The sequence below is a fragment of the Saccharothrix sp. DSM 118769 genome (genome assembly GCF_052936295.1).
The window spans coordinates 7,628,859-7,650,830 of record NZ_CP193627.1 but is presented as its reverse complement, the minus strand read 5'-3'; the positions used below and the strand labels follow the sequence as shown (position 1 = coordinate 7,650,830).

General features: G+C 75.7%; 26 protein-coding genes. 11 read left to right on the top strand and 15 right to left on the bottom strand.

Annotated features, from left to right (window positions below):
- Positions 1 to 27: 27 nt before the first annotated feature.
- The 3 genes from ACRAKJ_RS32035 to ACRAKJ_RS32025 form a co-directional block, all read right to left on the bottom strand.
- Positions 28 to 1,341, bottom strand: a complete 1,314-nt coding sequence (locus ACRAKJ_RS32035; RefSeq protein WP_438921908.1) for an MFS transporter — start codon at positions 1,339 to 1,341, stop codon at positions 28 to 30.
- A gap of 111 nt (positions 1,342 to 1,452) precedes the next feature.
- On the bottom strand, positions 1,453 to 1,872 hold the full coding sequence (locus ACRAKJ_RS32030) for an SRPBCC family protein (protein ID WP_438921907.1): 420 nt from the start codon (positions 1,870 to 1,872) through the stop codon (positions 1,453 to 1,455).
- A 29-nt stretch (positions 1,873 to 1,901) separates the two neighbouring features.
- Positions 1,902 to 2,513: a uridine kinase family protein gene (locus ACRAKJ_RS32025; protein WP_438921906.1), complete on the bottom strand. Its 612-nt coding sequence runs from the start codon at positions 2,511 to 2,513 to the stop codon at positions 1,902 to 1,904.
- A gap of 101 nt (positions 2,514 to 2,614) precedes the next feature.
- Between ACRAKJ_RS32025 and ACRAKJ_RS32020 the strand changes: the two genes are divergently transcribed.
- From ACRAKJ_RS32020 to ACRAKJ_RS32000, 5 genes are read left to right on the top strand one after another with little or no spacing between them, the layout of a single operon-like run.
- Entirely contained in the window at positions 2,615 to 3,070 is a 456-nt protein-coding gene (locus tag ACRAKJ_RS32020) for a hypothetical protein (RefSeq protein WP_438921905.1), read from the top strand.
- A complete protein-coding gene (locus ACRAKJ_RS32015) occupies positions 3,067 to 4,269 on the top strand; it encodes a PPE domain-containing protein (RefSeq protein ID WP_447008772.1) in 1,203 nt (400 codons plus the stop codon). The genes ACRAKJ_RS32020 and ACRAKJ_RS32015 overlap by 4 nt, the downstream gene beginning before the upstream one ends.
- Entirely contained in the window at positions 4,266 to 4,628 is a 363-nt protein-coding gene (locus ACRAKJ_RS32010; RefSeq protein ID WP_438921327.1) for a hypothetical protein, read from the top strand. The genes ACRAKJ_RS32015 and ACRAKJ_RS32010 overlap by 4 nt, the downstream gene beginning before the upstream one ends.
- Positions 4,621 to 5,259: a hypothetical protein gene (locus ACRAKJ_RS32005; protein WP_438921328.1), complete on the top strand. Its 639-nt coding sequence runs from the start codon at positions 4,621 to 4,623 to the stop codon at positions 5,257 to 5,259. The genes ACRAKJ_RS32010 and ACRAKJ_RS32005 overlap by 8 nt, the downstream gene beginning before the upstream one ends.
- A gap of 11 nt (positions 5,260 to 5,270) precedes the next feature.
- The gene (locus ACRAKJ_RS32000; protein WP_438921329.1) at positions 5,271 to 5,840 is read left to right on the top strand and encodes a hypothetical protein; all 570 of its coding nucleotides are present in this window, start codon (positions 5,271 to 5,273) and stop codon (positions 5,838 to 5,840) included.
- On the opposite strand, the gene ACRAKJ_RS31995 is transcribed toward ACRAKJ_RS32000, so the two are convergent.
- Positions 5,767 to 6,525 (bottom strand): helix-turn-helix domain-containing protein, encoded by a 759-nt coding sequence (locus ACRAKJ_RS31995; RefSeq protein WP_438921330.1) that lies wholly within the window; start codon positions 6,523 to 6,525, stop codon positions 5,767 to 5,769. The two genes, ACRAKJ_RS32000 and ACRAKJ_RS31995, sit on opposite strands and share 74 nt — an antisense overlap.
- 72 nt (positions 6,526 to 6,597) lie before the next feature.
- Between ACRAKJ_RS31995 and ACRAKJ_RS31990 the strand changes: the two genes are divergently transcribed.
- The 4 genes from ACRAKJ_RS31990 (at position 6,598) to ACRAKJ_RS31975 (ending at position 9,587) form a co-directional block, all read left to right on the top strand.
- Positions 6,598 to 7,356: an ESX secretion-associated protein EspG gene (locus ACRAKJ_RS31990; protein ID WP_438921331.1), complete on the top strand. Its 759-nt coding sequence runs from the start codon at positions 6,598 to 6,600 to the stop codon at positions 7,354 to 7,356.
- A 126-nt stretch (positions 7,357 to 7,482) separates the two neighbouring features.
- Positions 7,483 to 7,917 (top strand): XRE family transcriptional regulator, encoded by a 435-nt coding sequence (locus ACRAKJ_RS31985; protein WP_438921332.1) that lies wholly within the window; start codon positions 7,483 to 7,485, stop codon positions 7,915 to 7,917.
- Between the two features lie 74 nt (positions 7,918 to 7,991).
- Positions 7,992 to 8,432 carry an ImmA/IrrE family metallo-endopeptidase gene (locus ACRAKJ_RS31980; protein WP_438921333.1) on the top strand — a complete coding sequence of 147 codons (441 nt, stop codon included), beginning with the start codon at positions 7,992 to 7,994 and terminating at the stop codon, positions 8,430 to 8,432.
- Between the two features lie 6 nt (positions 8,433 to 8,438).
- Entirely contained in the window at positions 8,439 to 9,587 is a 1,149-nt protein-coding gene (locus ACRAKJ_RS31975; RefSeq protein ID WP_438921334.1) for an MAB_1171c family putative transporter, read from the top strand.
- An 82-nt stretch (positions 9,588 to 9,669) separates the two neighbouring features.
- Here ACRAKJ_RS31975 and ACRAKJ_RS31970 read toward each other — a convergent pair whose 3' ends face one another.
- From ACRAKJ_RS31970 to ACRAKJ_RS31945, 6 genes are all read right to left on the bottom strand, one after another.
- Positions 9,670 to 9,981 carry a hypothetical protein gene (locus ACRAKJ_RS31970; RefSeq protein WP_438921335.1) on the bottom strand — a complete coding sequence of 104 codons (312 nt, stop codon included), beginning with the start codon at positions 9,979 to 9,981 and terminating at the stop codon, positions 9,670 to 9,672.
- A gap of 15 nt (positions 9,982 to 9,996) precedes the next feature.
- Positions 9,997 to 10,275 (bottom strand): hypothetical protein, encoded by a 279-nt coding sequence (locus ACRAKJ_RS31965; RefSeq protein ID WP_438921336.1) that lies wholly within the window; start codon positions 10,273 to 10,275, stop codon positions 9,997 to 9,999.
- A 163-nt stretch (positions 10,276 to 10,438) separates the two neighbouring features.
- A complete protein-coding gene (locus tag ACRAKJ_RS31960; protein WP_438921337.1) occupies positions 10,439 to 10,693 on the bottom strand; it encodes a hypothetical protein in 255 nt (84 codons plus the stop codon).
- A 1-nt stretch (position 10,694) separates the two neighbouring features.
- Positions 10,695 to 10,970 (bottom strand): YbaB/EbfC family DNA-binding protein, encoded by a 276-nt coding sequence (locus ACRAKJ_RS31955; protein WP_438921338.1) that lies wholly within the window; start codon positions 10,968 to 10,970, stop codon positions 10,695 to 10,697.
- Positions 10,967 to 11,998: a CHAP domain-containing protein gene (locus tag ACRAKJ_RS31950; RefSeq protein ID WP_438921339.1), complete on the bottom strand. Its 1,032-nt coding sequence runs from the start codon at positions 11,996 to 11,998 to the stop codon at positions 10,967 to 10,969. Before ACRAKJ_RS31950 ends, ACRAKJ_RS31955 begins: the two co-directional genes overlap by 4 nt.
- Positions 11,998 to 12,783 (bottom strand): type VII secretion target, encoded by a 786-nt coding sequence (locus tag ACRAKJ_RS31945; RefSeq protein WP_438921340.1) that lies wholly within the window; start codon positions 12,781 to 12,783, stop codon positions 11,998 to 12,000. Before ACRAKJ_RS31945 ends, ACRAKJ_RS31950 begins: the two co-directional genes overlap by 1 nt.
- 91 nt (positions 12,784 to 12,874) lie before the next feature.
- Between ACRAKJ_RS31945 and ACRAKJ_RS31940 the strand changes: the two genes are divergently transcribed.
- Together ACRAKJ_RS31940 and ACRAKJ_RS31935 are read left to right on the top strand one after the other, a co-directional pair.
- Entirely contained in the window at positions 12,875 to 14,224 is a 1,350-nt protein-coding gene (locus ACRAKJ_RS31940) for a replication-associated recombination protein A (protein WP_447008771.1), read from the top strand.
- Between the two features lie 41 nt (positions 14,225 to 14,265).
- Positions 14,266 to 14,994 carry a methyltransferase gene (locus ACRAKJ_RS31935; RefSeq protein ID WP_438921341.1) on the top strand — a complete coding sequence of 243 codons (729 nt, stop codon included), beginning with the start codon at positions 14,266 to 14,268 and terminating at the stop codon, positions 14,992 to 14,994.
- Positions 14,995 to 15,193: 199 nt separating this feature from the next.
- Here the strand turns inward: ACRAKJ_RS31935 and ACRAKJ_RS31930 are convergent, their stop codons facing one another.
- Genes ACRAKJ_RS31930 through ACRAKJ_RS31910 form a run of 5 tightly spaced genes read right to left on the bottom strand, consistent with a single transcriptional unit; the run spans position 15,194 to position 21,881 of the window.
- The gene (locus ACRAKJ_RS31930; RefSeq protein ID WP_438921342.1) at positions 15,194 to 16,939 is read right to left on the bottom strand and encodes an IucA/IucC family protein; all 1,746 of its coding nucleotides are present in this window, start codon (positions 16,937 to 16,939) and stop codon (positions 15,194 to 15,196) included.
- Positions 16,932 to 18,266: a SidA/IucD/PvdA family monooxygenase gene (locus ACRAKJ_RS31925; RefSeq protein WP_438921343.1), complete on the bottom strand. Its 1,335-nt coding sequence runs from the start codon at positions 18,264 to 18,266 to the stop codon at positions 16,932 to 16,934. Before ACRAKJ_RS31925 ends, ACRAKJ_RS31930 begins: the two co-directional genes overlap by 8 nt.
- Positions 18,263 to 18,838: a GNAT family N-acetyltransferase gene (locus ACRAKJ_RS31920; protein ID WP_438921344.1), complete on the bottom strand. Its 576-nt coding sequence runs from the start codon at positions 18,836 to 18,838 to the stop codon at positions 18,263 to 18,265. The genes ACRAKJ_RS31925 and ACRAKJ_RS31920 overlap by 4 nt, the downstream gene beginning before the upstream one ends.
- Positions 18,835 to 20,502, bottom strand: coding sequence for an IucA/IucC family protein (locus ACRAKJ_RS31915; protein ID WP_438921345.1), 1,668 nt, complete (start codon positions 20,500 to 20,502; stop codon positions 18,835 to 18,837). Before ACRAKJ_RS31915 ends, ACRAKJ_RS31920 begins: the two co-directional genes overlap by 4 nt.
- Positions 20,499 to 21,881 carry an aminotransferase class V-fold PLP-dependent enzyme gene (locus ACRAKJ_RS31910; protein ID WP_438921346.1) on the bottom strand — a complete coding sequence of 461 codons (1,383 nt, stop codon included), beginning with the start codon at positions 21,879 to 21,881 and terminating at the stop codon, positions 20,499 to 20,501. The genes ACRAKJ_RS31915 and ACRAKJ_RS31910 overlap by 4 nt, the downstream gene beginning before the upstream one ends.
- Positions 21,882 to 21,972 lie beyond the last annotated feature (91 nt).

Here is a 21,972-nt window from a genome sequence, read left to right as displayed (position 1 = left end):
CCGGGTCCGTCGTACGGACCTGCCCCGCTACACCCGGACGCGGGTACGCCGGCGGGAAGGGCCGCCGGACCGCCGGGGACGCGTCACGCCGTGCGGGTGGCCGGGCGGGGCCGGGTGGTGCGGCGTCGCGTGCCCGGACCGGCGCAGGACGCGGTGCGCCAGGGCGGCGCGGCGCTCGGCCGGCGCGCCCAGCACGGTCGCGGCGAACACCGACACGAGCAGCGTGACCGTGCCCGCGAGCACCAGCGTCTCCGGCGCGCCGACCCGCTCGCACAGCCACCCCAGCAGCGGCGCGCCCACCGCGCCCGCCGCCGCGCCGACCGAGGAGTTCACCGCGAGCAGCCGGCCGCGCATCCCCTCCGCGGTGTCGAGCTGCACGCGCGTGCTCATCGTGGTGTCGATGACGACCGCGCCCGCCGCGATCGGCAGCAGCACGAGCGCGAACCCGAGCGTGCCGGGGACCAGCCCGCTCACCACCTGGAGCAGGCTCGTCGCGCACGCCACGACCAGCAGCAGCCGCACGGTCAGCACCCGCCGGGCCGCCGCCGCGAGCCCGCCCAGCACCGTGCCGACCGCGAACACCGTCGACAGCAGCCCGTAGGACGCCGCGTCGGGGCTCATCGCGGCCATCGTGACCTGGTAGTTGCGGCCCAGGCTGGACAGCGCGAACCCGAGCGCGAACAGCAGGAGCAGCCGACCGCTGCCCAGCACGTACCGCAGGCCCGCGCCCACGCCCACCCGGTCGGGCGGACTGGCGGCCAGCGGGTGCAGCTCCGCGCCCCGCACGGTCGCCACGGCCACGATCACGGCCGCGAAGCTCAACGCGTTGAGCAGGAACAACGCCGGCGCGCCGAGGGCGGCGGCGAGCACCGCGGCGGTGCTCATGCCCAGGATGCGGCCGGTGGAGCTGAGCACCGAGCCCAGCGCGACCGCGTTGCCCAGGTCCTCCCGGGGCACGACCTGCGCGCCGAACCGGCCCAGCGCGGGCCCGTCGAACACCGTGACCAGCCCGGCCGCGGCGGTCAGCGCGAACACCAGCGGCATCGCCGCGCCCGCCGCCACCACCGCGGCCAGCAGCACGGCCAGCACGGCGTGCAGCGCCTGGCAGGCCAGGACGACCCGGCGGACGGGCAGGCGATCGGCCAGCGACCCCGCCCACGGGCCGAGCAGGACCGAGGGCAGCGCCCCCAGCAGGACGGAGAAGCCGACGGAGGTCGCCGAGCCGGTGCGTTCGAGCACCACCCAGTTGAGGCCGATCACCTGCATCCACGAGCCGGTCACCGAGATCAGGTCGGCGAACGCCCAGCGGCGGTAATTGCGGCCGCGCAACGCGCGGAACATCGGAAAAGGGCTCCTAGTGGTGAACAGGGGCCTCATCCGTGCCCACGCTGAACGGCGGCAAGACTATGCGTCGCTCAAACGTGTTTTCGCTGGTTGATCAGGTGAAAAGGCTCACGTAACGCGGTCGGCGGCCAGCGCGGCCAACCGGTCGAGGGCCTGCCCCAGGTACTCGTCGGTCAGCTCGTGCGCCTCGCCGCCGACCGCCTCCGGGTGCTCGCCGCGCACGTCGAGGTGCAGCACGACGCGGCTCGCGCCCGGACCGTCCTCGTCGACCTGGAGCCACCCCGAGTAGCCCTCGCCGTCCAGGTCGCCCCACTCCAGCCTGCGCTGCCCGGCGTCGGCGGTGAAGTAGCCCTCGGCCTCGTCGATGTCGTCGCCGATCGACACCCGCCCGGTGACCCGCTCCGGCCCGCTCGGCTCCACCTGGAGCCCGTCGGGCAGCCAGGCGTCCATCGAGCCGACGTCCCGCGCGATGTCGTACACCGCGCCCGCGTCGACCGGAATCCTCTGCTCGCGCTCGAACTCAGCCATGCCGGACCGGTACCCGCGGTCCGGGCCGACTACACCGCGGCGGGGCGCGCGGACCCGATCGTGGCCAGCTCCGCGCGGGCCCGGTGCGGCGCGACCGGCCGCATGCCCGCGTCCGCGCAGCGGCGCACCACGTCACCGTGCTCGCCCAGCAGCCGCAGGCCCCGGCGCAGCAGGAACGGCACCGGCTTGCGCGCCTCGACCACGTCCCGGGCGAACCGGCGCGCGAACGTGACCAGGGCGTTCGGCGCGAGCACGATCGCGTCGGCCAGCACGCCCGCGTCGCGGCAGCCCGCCACCAGCCGGTCGGCGAACAGCCCCTCGGCGATGAACGTGCCGGGCGCGGTCACGGTGTGGCAGCCCACCCGGCCGTTGTCGCCGATCGAGTACACCGGGGCCTCGACCGAGCCGGTGGTGGCCAGCTCGACCACGGCGGCCAGCGCGGCGTCGGTGTGCCAGGAGCCCTCGGCGTCCCAGTCGGCGCGGCCCGCGGCGTCGCGCGGCAGCAGCGGGTCGTCGCCGTCGCGGTAGAAGTCGTCCAGGCGCAGCACGGGCCACCCCAGCAGGGCGGCGAGGTGGGACTTCCCGGAGCCGGAAGGGCCGGCGAGCAGCACGGCCCGCGCGTGAACGGAAGGTGACGGCACGGGGCACGATTTTCGCACACGCTTGTCCGTCCGTGCACCGGCGCTGCTCCCGCTGTGCACCCGGTCTGGTCACCCGCGCCCCCGACGACCACGATGTGCGCATGGTCAGGGTGCGCGGTGTCGAGGACGCCAAGCGGTTGCGCGAGGAACTGCGCGACGAGCGCGGGCACGAAATCATCGGGTCGGCGGAGGTCCGGCGGCCCACCGGTGCGGGTGCGGCGCGGATCACGGCGGAGGCGGGTGACCGCATCGAGTTGGACTTCGACCGGCTGGAGGAGGCCCGCGCCCGACTCGACCAGCTCCAGGACGTGCTGGTCGAGCAGTTGCGGCAGGCCCAGGACCTCGGCGAGCCCATCGGCGACGGCAAGGGCCCGGTCGCGCTGCACATGCGGCGGGCGTTCCGGGAGCGCGGCGGCGCGGTCGGCGGCGGTGTGCAGGTGGCGCTGAAGTCCTACCTGGACGAGCTGATCGCGCTGCGCGACGCCCTGGGGCAGGTCGGCGCGACCCACCGCGCCGAGGACGCGATGATCGCCGAGGCCATGAGGCGGCAGGGGTGAACAAGCGCGGCGCGCGCCGGGTGCGCCAGGTCAAGGCCAACCGGCGGCTGAAGAACTTCGGCAAGATCAACTGGAAGGTGTACGAGCACCGCCAGATGTGGGACATGGTCATGTCGGCCGAGGTGCCGCTGATGGCCACCCGCACGGCGCAGTGGCAGGTGCTCGCCTCCGCGGTGGACAGCGCCACGAACGAGGTGCAGCACATCGTGCGGCAGCTCGCGGAGTCCTGGCGCGGCCCGTCGGCGGGTGCGGCGGCCGAGTCGGTGAACCGGCTCACGTCGTGGGCGACGGACGCGTCCGAGCGCGCCTACCGCGTCGGCAACGGCCTCGACACGTACACGTCGGCGCTGGTCGAGGCCCGCGCGCGGATGCCGGAACCGGTGCACCCGACCGCGGAGCGCTGGTTCCGCGAGGGCCGCGACGTGTCCGTGCTGGACGGTCCGCAGGGCGCGTACATGGTGGACCAGCTCCTCGACGACCACCTGCCGTCCAAGCGGCAGCAGCAGGACGCGCACGCCGAGGCGGTGCGCGTGATGACCGGCTTCGAGGACGCCAGCCGGGGTGTGCACGACCGGCTGCCGGAGTTCGAGGGCGCCCCCGCCACCACGACCATCACGCCGGACCACCGGCCGCTCCCGGTGGGGCCGACCCTCTTGCCGCCACCGCTCCCCGTGCCGCCGCCGTGGGTGCGGCCCCCGTCCGTGCCCGGTCCCCCGGCGGGGGAGGACCCGGCGGTCACGCCGTTCCCGCCCGGGACGCGGCCGGCGGACACCACCTCGGTCGCCTCGGCCGGCGGCCTGCCGGGCCCGGGCGGCTTCGGCCCCGGCACGGGCCTCGCGCCGGGCTACCACGGCCCCGGCGGCACGGCCGGCTACGGCGGCCACGCGGGCGGTCCCGGCTCCGGCGGCTTCGGCCCCGGCGCGGGCGGCTTCGGCCCGACCGGTCCCGGTGGCGGCGGCGCGCCCGGCTTCGGCCCCGGCGGCTCGTCCGGTGTGCTGGGCGCGGTCCCCGGCGGCGCGGCGGCGCGCGGCGGCGTCGGCCCGGTGGGGGGCGCGGGCGGACCGCAGGGCTTCGGCATGTACCCGCCGATGGCCCCCGGCGCCCGCGAGGAGGACGGCGAGCACCGCAACCGCTACGACAACGGCCTCGACCTGCTCGACGACCTGCCGCCCGCCTTCCCGCCGGTGCTGGGCGAATGAGCGACGGCTTCCCCGCCGACCGGTCCGGCGACGGCTTTTCCGCCGCCGACCGGCCCGGTGCCGCCGCGTCCGCCGCCGGCCTCCCCGGTGGCGGTGGCGGTGGGTTCTCGGCGGACCCCGCCGCCCTGGCGGCCTTCGCCGGCCGGCTCGACGAGGCCGCGGACGAGGTGCGCGCCGCCGCGGCGCTGCTCGCCGAGCCCGTCGGCGACCTCGGCCCCGAAGGTGTGACCGAAGCCGTCGAGCACCTCGTCGCGGAGTGGTCACGGGTGCTGTCGGGCCTCGACCTCGCGGCGGACGCGGACGAGGTGCGCGCGGCCGGCGAGACCTACCGCCGGGCCGATGAGCTGCGCCATGACTGACTACGCCGGGCTCGGCTTCGACCCCGTCCCCGGCAGCGCGGGCGCCGTCGCGGCGGCCTCCGAACGCTGCTCGGCGGCGTTCGCGGTGCCCGACGGACCACCCGGGCAGTGGCAGGGTGCGGCGGCGGACGGGTTCAGGACGCGGTTGGAGGCGGTGGTGTCGGAGTTGACGGCGGTGCGGCGCGCGATGAGGGCGGCGGCCGAGGTCCTCGACGGCTGGGCCACCACGCTGCTCGGCAACCAGCGGCGCGCCGAGGAGCTGGACCGGCGCGCGCTGCGGCTGCGCCGGGCGCTGGCCGAGGCCGCCGACGAGCTGGACCAGACCGGCGCCCTGGCCCGCTTCACCCCCGCGCACGCCGAGGCGCACGCCCGCGCCACCGCCCGGCACGACGAGCTGCGCGGCCTGCTGGACGAGGTCCTCGACGAGGCGCGCCTGCTGGAGCGGGACCACCGCGCCGAGGCGCGCCGGGTCGCCCAGCGGCTGCGCGCCGAGGAACCGTCCACGCTGGTCGCCGATACCCTCACCGGGTTCTCGGCGTTCACCGCGGAGCTGGCGTCGGTGCTGCTCGGCCCACCTCGACCGGCGTCCGGCAGGGGCGCGGCGGCGGCGTTCCGGGCGGGCCTGGGGTGAGACTCGCACCCGTGCCGGGGGTGACCCCGGTGCCGCTGGGCACGCCCGAACGCACCGCGGCCGAGCTGCTGACCGTCCTGCGCCGCGTCAAGGGCACGCTCGACCCCGGCCTGGAGGTCTCCGCGACGCAGGCCGCCGAGATGGCGCACCGGCACGGCGCGGGCCTGCTGGCCGTGGTCGAGCACCCGGACGCGGACCCGGCGCTGCTGGTCGCGGCCGTGGTGCCGGTCGACCGGCCCGCCGACCCCGTCGAGCTGGGCACGCACCTCGACGGTCCGGAGATCCGCGACGTGACCCGGGGCGAGACGGCGACCGGCTACCCGGTGGTGATCGTGGAGCGCATCCCGGCGACCGGGCCGGGCGCGCAGCTCCAGGTCGTGGTGACCGACCCGGACCACCCGCGCGTCGCGGTGTTCACGCTGCACTCGCCGACCGGGCGCGGCTGGCTCGACGTGGCGGGCCTCGCGGGCCGGTTCGTCTCCGGGGTCGAGTTCGCCCCGCCCGCCGTCACCGCGCCCGGTACTCGCTCGGCGTCGACCCCACGACCTGGCGGAACGTCCGGGAGAAGTGCGCCGCGCTGACGAACCCGCAGTCCCGGGCGATCTCGCCGATGCCCCTGCCCGCCTTCGCCGGGTCGGCCAGCAGCGCCTTCGCCCGGTCGATCCGCAGTCCCCGGATGCGCTCCGACACGCCCTGCCCGTCGTCGAACAGCTGGTAGAGCCGCCGCCGGGAGATGAACAGCGCCTCGGCGACCCGGTCCGCGCCCAGCTCCGGGTCGGCCAGGTGCTCCCGGATGTACTCCAGCGCCTCGCGGCGGCGCGCGGCCAGCGCGTCCACCCGGTCCAGCTCGGCGCGCAGGGCGCTGCGCAGCACCAGCTCGGCCAGCCCCACGAGGTGGTGGGCCAGGCCGTGCGGGTCGAGCACGTGCGCGGCGGCCAGCACGTGCGCCACCGCGCCGGAGAACACCGAGCGCAGCGCCGGGTCCACCGGCACCGGCTGGAACATCAGCGGCTTCAGCTCGCCGAACCCGACCGTCAGCCGCGCCTCGGCCACGGTCAGCATCACCACGCCCGCCGGCAGCACGTGCAGCGAGCAGTCGGGGAACCGGAGCTGCGCGCCCCGCGCCCCGTCCCGGACGCCGGCGGGCACCGCGCAGCGCAGCAGCAGCTGGATGTGCTCGGGTGTCGTCGCGCCCCCGGTGAGCGCCGCTTTCGCGGCGGCGGCGCCGGAGGCGCGGACGGTCAGCACCCCACCGGCGACGTCCACGTGCGGCAGCCTAACCACCGGTTGTGCCCAACCCGCCGCGCGAACGCGGCCGGGCCACTACCTTCTGGCAGCATGGCGCGACGTTCGACCACCGCGGTGGTGCTGTCCCACCTGGAGTTCGACCTGCTGTGGGAGGACTTCGGCGAGGGCGACCCGCCGTACCCGCTGGAGGTGCCCTCGCACGGCGGGACCGAGGACGAGCGCGACGAGCTGGGCGCGGCCGTGCTGCGCACCCTCACCGAGGCGGGCCTGGCCGACGGCGACGACGTCTCGCCCGAGCTGGAGGACCTGTTCGGCCTGCTGGCGCACGGGTCGCCGAGCATCGACGCCCTCGTGTTCCGCCCGACGCCGTGGCGCGTGCTGGCGACCACCCGGGGTGCGCGCGGCGTGCTGGCCGTGCTCAACGACAGCGAGGTGGCCCTGGAACCCGTCGCCGACCCGGTGGCCGCCGTCCTCAGGGTCGTGGGCGACGCCGCGCCCGGCCCCGGCGACCCGGTCTCCCTGCCGCGCCCGGCGTTCTCCGCCGCGGTGGACGCCTACGCCACGCAGGGGCACGCGGCCCTCGAACGCACCCTCGCCCGAGCGGGCGTCACCGGCCGCGCGACCCGGGCGATCACCACCCTGGTCGACGCGCCCCGGGTCGCCACCGGCCAGCTCGCCGCCACCGGTCGCACCGGCCGTTCCCCGGTCCTGAGCTGGACCGACACCGCCGCCGGCCGCTACGCGCTGACCACCGAGCGCTCGGGCGCCGAGCAGTGGGTCCGGATCTCCCCGGCCGACACCGCCTGGCTGACCCGCCACCTGGCCGGCCTGGTCGACGCGGTGCGCTGAGGCGACGGCCCGACCGGCGGGGTGACGGCCCGGTGCGCTGGGACGACGGTCCGGTGCGTAGGGGTGACGGCCCGGCGCGGGGGCGGCCGTCCACTAGCATCTGCGCATCTGCCGGGGAGGTGCCGCGTGACGGGGGAGCAGGAGTCGCCGACGGGGTTCGCCCGCCGGCTGGACCGCCTCTTCCGCGCCGTGCACCCGGCGGGCCGCGAGCACACCTACGAGGAGGTCGCCGCGGCCATCCGCGCCGACGGCGTCACGATCTCCCACACCTACGTGTGGCAGCTGCGCAAGGGGCTGCGGGACAACCCGACCAAGCGGCACATGGAGGGGCTCGCCAAGTTCTTCGGCGTGCCCACGTCCTACTTCCTGGACGAGGACACGTCGGACGTGGACGCCCAGCTCGAACTGCTGGTCGCCCTGCGCGACAACTCGGTCCGCGCGGTGGCGCTGCGGGCGGCGGGCCTGTCCGAGGTCAGCCTCAGGGCGATCATGGGCATGGTCGAGCACGCCCGGTCGATCGAGGGGCTGCCGCCGGTGGACGACGAGGGCGGCCCGGGCTGAGGGCCGCGCGGGGGGACCGGGCGAGGCGGCGCCGGCTGCGCCGCGACTGCCGGGCGAGGCTCGCCGGCGTCGCGGTGCCGCGCCCCTTCACGGTGGAGGCGCTGTGCGCCGAGGTGGCTCGCCTGCGGGGGCGCGCCCTGCACCTGCACCCGCTGCCGTTCGCCGCCGCGCCCGGCGTGCCGTGCGGCCTGTGGGTCGCCACCCGCGACGCCGACCACGTCTTCCACGCCCGCGGCGCGAGCGCGCTGCACCAGCGCAACACCATCCTGCACGAGATCGGCCACGTGCTCTGCGACCACGGCCTGGAGGGCGGTCCCGCCGGCCTGCTGACCGACCTGGACCCCGAGGTGGTGCGGCGCGTCCTGGGCCGCACCACCTACTCCACGCCGCAGGAGGAGGAAGCGGAGATGGTGGCCGCGCTGCTGCTGGAGCGGGCGGGGTGGTCGACCGCGGACGACCGGCCGCCCGGTGTCCTCGGCCACCTGTCCGACGTGTTCGTCCACGGGAACCGCTGATCCCCGGTGGTCTTCGTCGAGATCGCCGTGCCGGGCGTGCTGTGGCTGCTCGCCGTGCTCCGCCTGCCGTGGCTGCGCGGCCCGGCGCGGCACCGGGCGACCGCCCGGCTGTTCCTGGCGCTGGCCCTGGCGGGCACCCTGGTGGACCGGACCGCGCGCCGGGTCGTGGACTCGGCGGCGGGCGTGCCCGACCTGGCGATCCTGCTCGGGCACCTGTCCGCCCTGGTGGCCCTGCACGCCGCGGTGCGGCTCACCTCGGAGGGCACGCGGTCCACGCGGCCCGCCGGCGCGGCGCTGCTCGTGGCGGCGGTGTGCATGACGGGGTTGTTCACCGCGCTGCCCCGGCGGCACGACCGGCCGGACTTCGGCCTGTGGCACGCAGGCGACCCGCGCGTGATCGCCTACCAGGGCCTGTTCCAGGCGTGCCTGGCCGTCGGCCTGCTCGCGACCGCACTGTTCCTGGCGCCGAGGTGGCGGGCGGCGCCGCGCGGCCCGCTGCGCACGGCGCTGCTGCTGCTGTGGGGCGGTGCGGCCGTCGGCCTGGTCTACGTGGCCGGCCGCCTCTGGTACGTCGTCACGCACGGCCTGGGCGTCCGGACGCCGATCTCCGGCCCGGTCTACGGCGCGGTCATGTCGCTGCTGCTCGGCGTGGCGCTGCTGAGCGCGGCGGCGGCCGGCCTGGTGCGGTTCGGCCTGCGCCTCCACCGGCACCGCGCCCACCGCGCGCTGCGTCCGCTGTGGGAGCGCCTCACGGCCGCCGTCCCCGGCGCGGTCCTCGAACGGCCGCCGCACCGGCTGGTCGAGCTGCTCCCGTCCGGGTCGACGGACCTGCGGCTCTACCGGCGGGTCGTGGAGATCCGCGACGCGCAGCTGGAGCTGATCGGCCGCGTCCCGGCCGACCTCCGCGCCGCCGCTCGCGCGGTGTCGGGGGACGGGCGCGCGCTGGACGCCTGCCTGCTGCGGATCGCGCTGTCGCCGGACCTCGTCGCCGTGCCGCCGGGGGAGAACCCCGGCGCGTCGGCGTGGCAGGCGGACGCGGGGCTCGACGCCGAGGTCCGCGACCTGCTGGCGCTGGCCCGGCTGTTCGACGACCCCGGTGTCGTCGCGGCGGCCGGAGCGGTCGTGGCCGGTGCCGCGGTGGCCGATGCCGGGTGACCGACGCCGGGGTGGCCGACGCCGGGTGACCGACGCCGGGATGGCGCGCCGGGACGACTGACGCCCCGGCGCGCACCCCCCGCTAGAAGAGGTCCGACTCGTGCACGTACCCGGTGAGGTTCTTGTGGACGTTGTCGTGGTCGAGCACCAGCGCCCACCACGTGTTCTCGAAGAACCGGCTCTCCAGGTACGCGAGGTCGTGCCCGGCCTGCATGACGCCGTAGCCGCACTGCATCAGCGGGCAGCTGTGCGCCCACAGGTCGTAGGCGGGCCGGTTCGGCCCCCGGCCGACGGTGTCGCACGAGTTCGAGACGTCGTAGAGGTTCAGGGCGTTCGCGTCCACGAAGCCGGCGATCGGCACCGAGGAGTTGAACGGGTGGGTGGCGACCACCATGTTCCACCAGATGCCCTAGTTGGAGGTGGAGCAGTGGACGCCGACCTGCTGACCCGCCGGGATGGAGTGGTAGCCGCAGCTCAGGGTGGCGCACTGGCGCACCCACGTGGTCGTCAGGGTGGTGGCCCAGAAGAGCGGGCCGTCCATGGCGGCCGACGCGGACGCCGGGGCGCCGGGCGCCGGGGCCGGGACGCCGGAGGAGGGGGCCGGGGCGGCGGTGGCCCCGGCCGTGGGCGCGAGGACGAGCGCCAGTGCCGCCGCCAGGGCGCCCGTCAACAACCTGAACCTGCGCATCAGCCGTTCCTCCGAGGAAGCGCGGCGCCGGGGGGCCCAACGCCGAGTTGATGTGAACTGGAGACTCGTAAATCTGAGTTGATACGAGTCCACATCGTGTCGGCGCGGTCCCGCCGCCGTCAACGCGCTTGTCCCGCCGGGCGGGCACGGCCACCCGCGCCGGCTACCTCCCCGGCAGGCCCTCCGGCAGGCCCTCCGGCACGACCTCGGCGACCAGGGCGGCGCCCTCCGCCAGCGCCCTCCCCGCGGCCTCGGCGGCCAGGCGCTCCACGGTGCCCGCCAGCTCACCGGGCCGCACGGCCAGCGCGTGCCGCTCGAAGGTCAGGCCGACGAGCTTGCCGTGCAGGTCGACCACCACCGCCACGCCGTCCGCCGCCGCCTCGCCGCGCACCGCGTCCAACCGCTCGCTCAACCCCACGTCACACCCGCCACGTCTCGGGAGTCGTGTCCTCGACCGACTCGACCATGCGCTCCTGCACCGACATCCCCAGCGCGGACAGGTCGCCCAGCGCCCGCTGCGCCCGGGCGTTCGCCCGCGCGGTCGCGGTGTCGACCAGCGCCAGGACCGCCCCGGCCAACGCGGTGGGCCCGAGCCGCAGCGACCGGGCGTCGAGGGTCAGGCCGCGCAGGCCGCCGCCCGGCCCCACCTCGACCGCGATGCCGGTGTCCGGGTCGTGCGCGTTCGCCGTGATCACGGGTGCACCCCTCCGTAGAACGTGGCCGAGCTGAGCCGGTGCGTGTTGCGGCGCACCGCGTCACCGGAGTTGCCCTCGATCAGCGTCACCGTGCCGCCGGAGACCTTCTCCACGATCCCGATGTGCTTGCTGGTCGCCGGGCTCGACGGCCCCGAGCCGAACAGCAGCACGTCACCGGGCTTCACGGCGCTCAGCGACGTGTACGCCTTGCCGTTGCGCTGCCCCCAGCGGAACACGTCGCCGGTGAACGGCAGCACCGGGATGTCCACGCCCGCCTTGCGCCACATGGACGTGGCGAACGACGAGCACCACGCGGCCGTCGGGCCGTACGGGTTGCGGTTGCTGCCGGGCGGGCTCTCGCGCGTGCCCAGCTCGCGCCGGGCGGCCGAGACGATGGTGCGCGCCTTGCCCTTGCCCCGGGCGTTCGACGGCCGGGTGCGGCCACCGGCGCCGCCCCGGGTCCGCTCGGCCCGGCCGTCGGCGACCCCGTCGTGCTCGACGTCCTTCTCCAGCGCCCGCAGCTTCCGCGCCGCGTCCTTCAGCTCGCCGCGCACGTGCCGCACGGCCGCCGCGGTCTCCTTGGTGTACGCGGGCTCCAGGTCCGCCGCCCGGCCGACGGCCTTGAGCAGCGCGGCCTGCGTGCCCACCTTCAGACCCGTGTCCAGGATGCCGGTGGCCTTGTCCAGGTACTCGTCCACGGCCCGCCGCGCCCGCGCGTGCCCCATGGTCAGCGCGCTCGTGACGCCCGCGACGATCCTCTCCGCGTCCCGCGCGGCCTCGGCGGTGGTCCGCAGCTGCCTGCCGAGCCTTGCCGAGCGCCGCTCGAACCCCTCGGAGTTGTCGCCCCGCCAGTGCTCCAGCACGGTCCTGGTGGCCTTGTCCTGCTCCTCGACCTGGTCGGTGAGCCCGGCCGCGGTCCGGTTCAGCGCGTACTGCGCCTTCACCGCGTCCTCGGCCTTGCCCGCCAACGAGTTCCGGTGCCCGATCATGCTCCCGGCGAAGTGCCGGGCCATCGCGCGCGCGTCCATCACCCCTCGCCCCCGCCCGTGAGCCCGCCGCGGAACGAGCGCGCGACGTCGTCCTCCTGCTCCCGGTAGGCCCGCGCCGAGCGCCGGGCCGACGTGGCCAGCGCGTCGGTGTTGTGCGCGACCGCCTTGACCTGCTTGCGCAGCGCCGCGCCGAAGTCGTCCAGCGCGTCCGCGAACCCCGACTGCTTCCCGATCCGCCCGAAGCTGTCGTCGGCGATCTCCCGGACCTCCCGCACGTGCCGCCTGCCGAGCGCGGTCAGGTCGTCGGCGGAGTTCCCCGTGCGGCGGGCGTAGTCGCGCAGCACGCCCAGGTCGACGGAGAACCCGCCGCCCTCGCGCCCACCACGGCCACCGCCACCACCACCGCCGCCGCGCCCGCCACCGCCGGACCCGCCACTGCCGGACCCGCCGCCGCGCTTCAGCGCCTCCACGCCGCGCCGCGCCTCGTCCAGGTGCTTCTTGTACGCGCCGTTGGTGTACGTGCTCCACGGCGTCCAGTCGCGACCGTCACCGGAGATCCTGTTGGCGGCCCGCGCGTTCTCCGCCGGGTCGAACAGCTCGCGGTTCGCGTCCAGGCCGAACTCGCGCCGCCGCGCCGGGCCGAGCGCGCCCAGCATGTTGACCTGCCACAGGCCGTAGGAGTTGTCCGGCGGCGTGGCGTTGTGCGCGCGGGGGTCGCCACCGGACTCGGCCAGCGCGACCGCCACGGCGATCGTGAGGTCCTGGCCGCGGAACCCCGCGTCGTGGGCGTGCCGGGCTATCCGCTCCGGGCTCAACGTGCTCATGGCGCCCACCCTGCACCCGCCGCCACCTGCGGCGGAACCGCCGTTGCACACGTGGACAGCGGCAGTGCACAGGACGGCTACAGTCGAACGCGTGGACGAGGGGCTGTACGACGAGGGCTTGTTCGGCGCGACCGACGAGGAGCGCGCGGAGCGCATCGCCGCCAACGCGCCGCTGGCCGTGCGGATGCGCCCGCGCACCCTCGACGAGGTCGTCGGCCAGGACCACCTGCTCGGGCCGGGCGCGCCGCTGCGGCGGCTCGTGGAGGGCTCGTCACCGGCGTCCGTGATGCTCTACGGCCCGCCCGGCACCGGCAAGACGACGCTGGCCACGCTCGTGTCGCAGGCCACCGGCCGCCGGTTCGCCGCGCTGTCGGCGCTGTCGGCGGGCGTGAAGGAGGTGCGCGCGGTCATCGACGAGGCGCGCCGCCGCCTGGTGCGCTCCGGCGAGTCGACCGTGCTGTTCATCGACGAGGTGCACCGGTTCTCCAAGACCCAGCAGGACGCGCTGCTCGGCGCGGTCGAGGACCGGATCGTGCTGCTGGTCGCGGCGACCACGGAGAACCCGTTCTTCTCGGTCGTCTCACCGCTGCTGTCGCGGTCGCTGGTGCTCCAGCTGCGGCCGTTGACCGACGACGCGGTCCGGGTGCTGGTCCGGCGCGCGATCGAGGACGAACGCGGCCTGAACGGCGCCATCACCGTCGAACCCGAGGCCGAGGACCACCTGGTCCGGCTGGCCGGCGGCGACGCCCGGCGCGCGTTGACCGCCCTGGAGGCCGCCGCCGACGCCGTCGACGGGGGCGGTGTCCTCACGTTGGCCACCCTGGAGGCCACGGTCGACCGGGCGGCCGTGCGCTACGACCGGCAGGGCGACCAGCACTACGACGTGACCAGCGCGTTCATCAAGTCGATCCGCGGGTCGGACGTGGACGCGGCGCTGCACTACCTGGCCCGGATGATCGAGGCGGGGGAGGACCCGAGGTTCATCGCCCGGCGGCTCGTGATCCACGCCAGCGAGGACGTCGGCATGGCCGACCCGACCGCGCTGCCGGTGTGCGTGGCCGCCGCGCAGGCCGTGCAGCTGATCGGGCTGCCGGAGTGCGCGCTGAACCTGGCGCAGGCCACCGTCCACCTGGCGACCGCGCCCAAGTCGAACGCGGTGACCACGGCGATCGGCGCCGCCATGGCCGACGTCCGCAAGGGCGCGGTCGGCTCGGTGCCCGCGCACCTGCGGGACGGCCACTACGCGGGCGCGGCGAAGCTCGGCAACGCCCAGGGCTACCGCTACCCGCACGACGTGCCCGAGGGCGTGCTGACGCAGCAGTACCCGCCGGACGACCTCGTCGGCCGCGACTACTACGAGCCGACCGGCCGGGGCAACGAACGGGTGCTCGCCGAACGCGTGCCGAGGCTGCGCCGCGTCGTGCGGGGGCAGGAGCGGTAAACCCGTTTCCGGAACAATCGGCTCTCTGCCACGGTGTGGTCGTGACGGAAGTACCGCTGAACGGCCACGCCCTGCTCGACTTCAACTCCCCGCTCTCCGACGCCAAGGCGTACGGCCTGATCGGCGGCCTGCGCCTGGCCCCCGGGCAGTTGGTCGTGGACTACGGCTGCGGCTGGGCGGAGCTGCTGCTCAGGGCGGTCGAGCACCAGCCGGGCGTCCTCGGCATCGGTGTCGACAGCGACGAGCACGCCATCGCCCGGGGCCGCGCGAACGTCGAGTCCCGCGGCCTGGCCGACCGCGTCACCCTGGCCCTGGCCGACGTGACGGCCTTCGACACCGACCCGGCGGACGTGGCCGTCTCCATCGGCTCCTCGCACGCGTGGGGTGACGCGAAGGCCACCCTGGAGGCCGTGCACGCCCGCCTGAAGCCCGGCGGCACCCTCCTGCTGGGCGACGGCTTCTGGGAGCGCGAACCCAACGCGACCGCCCGCGAGATCTTCGGCGACGCGGTGCCCACCTCCCTGCCGGGCCTGGTCGACCTGGCTCTGACCAGCGGCTACCGCCTCCTGAACCTCACCACCGCCACCCTCGACGAGTGGGACGACTTCGAGTCCCGCTGGTGCGCCTCCCGCGAGCACTGGCTGCTGGCCAACCCCGACCACCCGGAGGCCGCCGCCGTCCGCGAGGTGGTCGACGACCACCGCGAGGGCTGGCTCAAGGGCTACCGCGCCACCCTCGGCTTCGCCTACCTCACCCTGGCCCGCCCCTAGGGCCCTCCGCCTGCCCGCCCGGCCGGGGATACCGGGCGGGCACCCACCCCCCCCGAGAGTCCAACGCTCAGGTCTCGAGAGTCCAACGCTCAGGACCCCTGAGTTCTCCGTTCCGCATACCGACCGGTCGGCCCGAACGAAGAACTCACCGGGCCTGAGCGTTGGACTCTCGAGGCCCGGGCGTTGGACTCTCGCGGGGTCAGGGGGTGTCGGGTGGGGGGATGGAGGGGGCGGTGTGGAGGGGGTTGGGGAGGGTGCCGGTCTTCGGGACCGGGGGGCGGGCGGTCAGGTCCCGGTAGCCCAGGGTGATGCGGTAGCTGTTGAGCGGGAAGCGGAGGAACTCCGGGGCGGTCAGGGAGCCCGCGTCCATGCGGTCCGCCAGGTCCGGGAAGCGGGCGCGGTAGGCGTCGACCTCGCCGCGGACCATGCCCCAGAAGGTGCCGGGCGGCAGGTCGAGCAGGGTGGACAGGGGGCGGAACACGCCGACCAGCAGGGCGTCCACGACGTACTGGCGCAGCACCGGCCACGGTTTGCGCGGCAGCACCGGGTCGTCGGTGTCCGGGTCCAGGCCGCGGGCCGGCACGCGGTCGACTGACACGTTCACGTCGTCCACCAGGTCCAGGATCGCCACGCGGACGGGCAGGTGGGACTCGTCCGTGATCACCACGACGTTCTCCCCGTGCGGGTTGAACGTGATCCCGTACGTGTAGAGGAAGTGCACCAACGGGCGGAACAACGCCCGCAGCAGGGCCGCGAACCAGGCCGCGGGATCACCCGAACCGATGAACTCGCGCACCAGCGGCTGGCCGGAGCGGTCCACGTGCAGCAGCGCCGCCAACGACCACGAGCGCTCACCGGGGCGCAGCGCCACCGGCGAGCGCCAGATGCAGCCCAGCGTCTCCAGCCACTGGTACGGCACCGCGCCCGCCCGCGACAGCCGCGGGTGCCGCACGGTCACCGACGCCACCTCGCCGAGCAGCGCCGTGCCCCACGACCGGATCAGCTCGTCGGACTCCCACAGGCCGGTCAGCCACTCCGTGACGACCGGCGCGGCCAGCGTGCAGTGCGGCGGGATGCCCCGGTACACCGAGGTGTTCAGCACCCGCAGCGGCAGCTTCACCTGGTAGCGGTCGGGCGAGTCCACGTTGGACAGCGTCCGGATCGCCTGCGTCGGCAGGTACCGGTCCGGCGCCTCGCCCAGCTCCACGATCCGCCCGGTCGCCAGCTCCGGCGCCCACAGCGTGCGCACGACGTGGTCGAGCTGCCACGGGTGCACGGGCAGCCACGCGTACGCCGCCGGGTCCGCCCCGGCCCCCCGCAGCACGTCGGTGAACCGCTCCACCACCTCCGGCCCCAGCTCGTGCGCCCGCACGGCCGCCTCCGACAGCGACGACGTGCCCCGGAACTCGGCCAGCCCCCGGTGCACGGCCAGCCACGGCACCCGCAGCGGCGTGCGCGACTCGGGCGCGTACCGGGCGACGTCGTCCGCCGAGAACCCGACCCGCCCCTTGTTCGCGATCAGCCACGGGTGCCCGGTCAGGTGCCCGTCCAGCTCCGCGTGCGGCAGGGCGACCAGCTCGGGGACCGGGCGGGCGGTCGCCGCCAGCGCCACGTCGGCGGTCAGCGTCGCGGTCACCTCGGCGAGGAACCCGGCGGTGGTGGCCGGGTCCACCCCCAGCGACCGGAACGCGTCCACCACGAACCGCTGCACGTCGTCGCACGGCTCGACCACGTCGTCGCCGAGGATGCCCGCCGCGCCCCGCCGCACCGACCCGGGCTCCACGACCCAGCCGCCGAACGCGGTCCGCGTCGCCGAGAACGCGTACACCGCGTCGTCGAACCGCAGCTCGTAGCCGGGTTCGGGCTCCAGCAGGCCCTCGAAGCACAGCTCGCCGATGGTCTTGGCGAGCAACGCGGCCGAGCACTCGCGCCACAGGTCAGTCAACGTCGTCCCCCGGTGCGGTGAAACTGGTGTAGGCGGTGTGCTCGGGCAGCGGGTACACCTCGCGGCCGGTCACCGCGTTGAGGATCGTGGCGTTGCGCACCGCCCCGATGCCCAGGTCGGGCGCCGCGACGCCGTGGCTGTGCAGGTCGGCGTTGGCCACGAACACCCGGCCGGTGACCGACGGGTCCAGCGCGATCGAGTGGTCCAGCGCCACCACGTACCGGCCGGCGTCGTCCCGGCGCACGAGCGGCTCCAGCGGCGCGAGGAACGGGGTCGCCGCCTGCCGGTACCCGGTCGCGGCCACCACCAGGTCGGTGACGTGCGTGAACGTCCGCCCGGTGTCGCGGTGCGCGCACGTCAGCTCCACGCCGGACGCCGTCACCCGCGACGACACCACGGCCACCCCGGGCCGCAGCTCCACGGGCGCCAGGCCGCGCTCCCACTCCCGCCGGTACAGCAGGTCGTGCAGCTCCTCGATGGTCTCCGAGGAGATCGCCCGGTAGTGGCGCCACTGCTCGGCGCGCACCGCGTCCCGCCGCTCCCGCGGCAGCGAGTGGAAGTGCCGCACGTACGCCGGCGTGGTCATCTCCAGCACCAGCTTGGTGTAGTCGAGCGGCGCGAACACCGGGGTGCGGGTCAGCCACGTCACGGCGGGCCCGCCGGTGGACAGGTTGCGCCGCAGCAGGTCCAGCACGACCTCCGCCCCGGACTGCCCGGACCCGACCACGGTCACCCGCGCCGCGCCCACGTCCCGGTGCAGGTACTCGGAGGTGTGCACGACGTCCACCCCGTCCAGCGCGGCCGGCACGTGCGGCTCCGTGCCCACGCCCAGCACCAGGTGCCGGGCTTCGAGGGAGAAGCTCTCGCCGGACGCCGGAGACCCGGACGCCGGAGACCCGGACGCCGGAGACCCGGACGCCGCGGACCCGGACACCACGAACCGGTCGTCCTCCCACCGCACCGAGGTCACCGGGTGCGAGAACCGCACGGGCAGCCGCGACGCCGCCCACCGCAGGTAGTCCTCGTACTCCCGGCGCGTCGGGTGGAACCTCTCCCGCACGTAGAACGGGTAGAGCCGGTCGGCGTCGCGCAGGTACTCCAGGAACGACAGCGGGTGCGTCGGCGCGACCATCGTCACCAGGTCGGCCAGGAAGCTGACCTGCAGCACCGCGTCGTCGAACATCATCCCGGAGTGCCAGCGCAGCTCCGGCCGCGCCTCCAGCACCACCACGTCCACGTCGTCCACCGTCGACGCGAGCGCCGCCAGCCCCAGGTTGAACGGCCCGCAGCCGATCGCGAGCACGTCCACCGACTCGCGGGCGGTCACCGCGTGCGCACCATCAGCAGGGCCACCTTGTCCGGCAGCAGCACCTCGCCGACCGGCGCGAACCCGCCCGCGGTGAACGAGCTGATCGCCCGCCGGTTGCGCACGTCGGGCTCCAGCACCACCCGCGTGCACCGCGGGTCGGCGGCGAACAGCGCGTCGGCCAGCACCGGCAGCAGCGACCGCACGAGACCCCGGTCGGTCATCGCCAGGTCCCCGACGGCGAGGTGCACGCCGAGGTCGTGCGGCCGGGCCGGGTACGCGGTCGCGACGACGTCCCGCGCCGCCCGGTACACCTCCACGTACAGCAGCGGGTCGTCGTCGCGGCCGACCAGCAGCGGCAGCGAGTGCACGCCGGCCAGCTGCCCGCGCAGCTCGGCGTCCCACCGCTCGCGGGGCCACGCCTGGTGCCAGAACGCGACCACGTGCGGCGCCTGCATCCAGCGGTGCACGAGGTTGAGGTCCCGGTCGGGGTCCACGGCCCGCGCGCGCCACCCGTCGGCGAGCACCGGCAGCGGGGGACCGGGCACCCCGGACAGGTCGTCGGTCGGCCGGTAGGCGTCGAGGTGGGTCACCGGGCGCACCTGCCCTCCCGCAGCGGGTTGGGGGCGTCGAAGTACACCGACTGGGCGTCCAGCGGCGCGAGCACCTCGTCGATGCCCCGGAGCCTGGTCATCAGGTTCGCCTTGCACGGCAGCGAGTCCGCCGTCAGCCACCGCCGCGCCAGCCGGTCGCCGTCGGGGCCGGCCTCGGCGAGCGCGGGCAGCGCCGACTCCAACCGGGACGCCACCACGGCCAGCAGGGCGCGCTCGTCGGCCAGCCCCTCCACACCCAGGCAGCCGACCACGGCCAGCGCCTGGTTGCGCAGCAGGTAGTAGGTGAGCCGGTCGTCCACGACCGCGTCGTCCACCACGGCCAGCGCGGAGGACGCGACGCCCAGCCGCTCCAGCACGTCCGGCAGGCGCGAGGACGCCAGGTAGTAGCCCTGGTTGTCCCGGTACCGGCCGCCGACGACGCGTCCGGCCGGGTCGAGCCGCACCAGCGTGTTCTGCTGGTGCGCCTCCAGCCCGATGCCGGTCTCGGCGTAGAGCCGCAGCATCGGCACCAGCACGTGGTCGGTGTAGGAGGCGACCCACTCGGCGGCGTCGAGCCGCATCACCAGCTCGCCCAGCAGGCTGCGCCCGATGCCCGGCCGGGGCGCGACGAGACCGGCGAGGCAGCGCGAGTCGCCGATGCCGTCGGGCACCTCGCGCACCGCCACGTCCAGGCCGGTGACCTCGCCGCCCTCGTCGACCGCGAGCCACGACGGGTCGCGCACGACCGAGAACTCCGGGTGCGCCTTCTCCGTGCCGGCCGCGTACCCGGACTCCAGCAGCAGGTGGACCTCCGACCCGCGGCGCAGCTCGGTGGACGTCGACTCGCGCCGCGAGTTGGTGATCCGCAGGCCCAGCGACAGCTTCAGCATCACCGGCGCGCCCGTGCGGTACACCGTGCGCAGGCTCGACGTGGGCGACCAGGCGGGCCCGAACTCGCCCAGCGGCTCCAGCAGGCCCCGCGACACCAGCGAGGCGGTGCGCGGCCGGCGCAGCAGGTCGTGCGCCTGCCACGGGTGCGCGGGCACCAGCACACGACCCGGTTCGGGGGCGCGGCCGGCGAGCGCCGACATCAACGACGGCGCGTCCGGCCCGGCGACCGAGCCGTGCGACACGACTTCCTCGGCCGCGGCGAACCAGAACAGCGGGAACGAGCCGCGCAGCTCCGGCGCGAACCGGGCGTTGTCGGCCTCCGACAGCCCGTCGCGGCTCTTGGGCGCGGGGTGGTGCAGGTGGCCCAGCATGAGGCGCTGCTCGGCGTCGAGGAACCGGTCGGCGGGACCGACCGGCGTGCGCCTGCGGTGCGCCACGAACCCGGCCACCCGGCGCACGGACTCGGCGGTGCGCTCCACCAGGTCGGCGACCTCGCCACCGGCCCCGTCGCCCGCCAGCTCGGCGGCGACCAGCGCGACCGCCACCACCGGGTCGGCGGGGCGGCCCGCGAGCGTCACCGGGCCGAACCGGTGCCACCCGGTCGCCGAGCGGTACCGGACGTCGGCCTCCAGCGGCACGCCCAGCGCCTCGATCCGCACCCGGTCGCCCACCGGCACGCCCCGCTCGCGCACCCAGCAGCGCAGCAGGGCCTCCAGGTGGGCGTGCTCGGCGGTCGACCGCGGGTCGTCGCCCTCCAGCGGGTCAGGTCTCATGCCACTCCCTCCAACAGCCGTTCGGCGGCGGAGCCGGCCTCGCGGACCAGCGCCAGCAGCGCCGCCAGGTCCGCCTCCCGGGCGTTCGGGTTGAGCAGGGTGAACTTCAGGCAGGTCGCCTTGTCGACCTCGGTGCGGCCGATCAGCGCCTGGCCCGAGCGCAGCAGCCGCCGGCGCAGCCGCGCGTTCACCTCGTCCGACCGCGACTCGTCCGCCGGTCGGTAGCGGAACACCACGGTGGTCAGCGTCGCCCCGCCGACCAGCTCGAACGCCGGGTCGGCGGCGATCAGCGCGGCGGCGTGGCGGGCCAGCTCGTGGCAGCGGTCCACCAGCGCGCCCAGGCCGGTGCGCCCCAGCGCGAGCAGCGTGGCGGCGACCTTCACCGCGTCGGGGCGGCGCGTGGTCTGCAACGTGCGGCCCAGCGTGCCGTCGTAGCCCTCGGCGCGGTCGTCCTCGGGGTTGAGGTAGGCCACGGACCGCTCCAGCGCGTCGAACGACGCCGCCGACCGCACCAGCAGCAGGCTCGCCGCGGCGGGCTGCCAGCCGATCTTGTGCAGGTCGGCGGTGACCGAGTCGGCCAGCGCCAGGCCGTCGACGAGCCCGGCGAGCTTCGCGGAGAACACCGCGCCGAAGCCGTAGGCGGCGTCCACGTGCAGCCACGCGCCGTGCTCGCGCGCCACCTCGGCCACCTCGTGCAGCGGGTCGACGGAGCCGAAGTCCGTGGTGCCCGCGGTGGCGACCACGGCGACCGGCGTGCCGCCCGAGCGCAGCTGCGAGGCCAGCGCGTCGGGGCGCATCCGCCGGTTCGAGTCCACCGCCACCTGCCGCACGGCCCGCTCGCCGATGCCCAGGGCCGCGCAGGCCCGCTGCACGGAGAAGTGCGCCGCCTCGGAGCAGAGCACCACCGGGTCGGGCAGGGCGGCCACGCCGTCGGAGCGCACGTCCACGCCGATCCGGGCGGCGGCGGCGTCCCGGGCCAGGAGCAGCGCGGTCAGGTTGGACAGCGTGCCGCCGGGGGTGAACACGCCGTCCGCGCCCGCCCCGAACCCGGCCAGCCGGGCCAGCGCCGCCACGACCCACCGCTCGACGGCGATGGCGCCGGGCCCGGAGTCGTAGGTGTCGAGCGAGGCGTTGCCCGCGGCGGCCAGCGCGTCGGCCGCGACGGCCACGGCCAGCGGCGGCGGTTGCAGGTGGGCGGCGGCGAACGGGTGGGTGAGGTCCACGCCGTGCTCGACCAGCACCTCGGTGATCACGGCCAGCGCCGCGTCGGCGCCCAGGCCGTGCTCGGGCAGGTCGCCGAGGCGGGCCGCCGCGGCGGCGAGCACGTCGTCGGGGCGGCCGGGCGGGATCGGTCGTCCGGAGGGACTGGCGGCGAACACGGCACCTCCGACGATTGGCTAAGGCTAGCCTTACCTCATCTACTCGGCGTGGTGTGTGTCAAGCGCTCCGACGGACATGACGATCACTCCG

Bases quoted from the DNA above. Each gene is read 5' to 3' on its own strand.
- ACRAKJ_RS32035 (WP_438921908.1), bottom strand. From the start codon at position 1,341: ATGTTCCGCGCGTTGCGCGGCCGCAATTACCGCCGCTGGGCGTTCGCC.
- ACRAKJ_RS32030 (WP_438921907.1), bottom strand. From the start codon at position 1,872: ATGGCTGAGTTCGAGCGCGAGCAGAGGATTCCGGTCGACGCGGGCGCG.
- ACRAKJ_RS32020 (WP_438921905.1), top strand. From the start codon at position 2,615: ATGGTCAGGGTGCGCGGTGTCGAGGACGCCAAGCGGTTGCGCGAGGAA.
- ACRAKJ_RS32010 (WP_438921327.1), top strand. From the start codon at position 4,266: ATGAGCGACGGCTTCCCCGCCGACCGGTCCGGCGACGGCTTTTCCGCC.
- ACRAKJ_RS32005 (WP_438921328.1), top strand. From the start codon at position 4,621: ATGACTGACTACGCCGGGCTCGGCTTCGACCCCGTCCCCGGCAGCGCG.
- ACRAKJ_RS31990 (WP_438921331.1), top strand. From the start codon at position 6,598: ATGGCGCGACGTTCGACCACCGCGGTGGTGCTGTCCCACCTGGAGTTC.
- ACRAKJ_RS31970 (WP_438921335.1), bottom strand. From the start codon at position 9,981: ATGGTGGTCGCCACCCACCCGTTCAACTCCTCGGTGCCGATCGCCGGC.
- ACRAKJ_RS31965 (WP_438921336.1), bottom strand. From the start codon at position 10,275: ATGCGCAGGTTCAGGTTGTTGACGGGCGCCCTGGCGGCGGCACTGGCG.
- ACRAKJ_RS31950 (WP_438921339.1), bottom strand. From the start codon at position 11,998: ATGGACGCGCGCGCGATGGCCCGGCACTTCGCCGGGAGCATGATCGGG.
- ACRAKJ_RS31945 (WP_438921340.1), bottom strand. From the start codon at position 12,783: ATGAGCACGTTGAGCCCGGAGCGGATAGCCCGGCACGCCCACGACGCG.
- ACRAKJ_RS31915 (WP_438921345.1), bottom strand. From the start codon at position 20,502: ATGAGACCTGACCCGCTGGAGGGCGACGACCCGCGGTCGACCGCCGAG.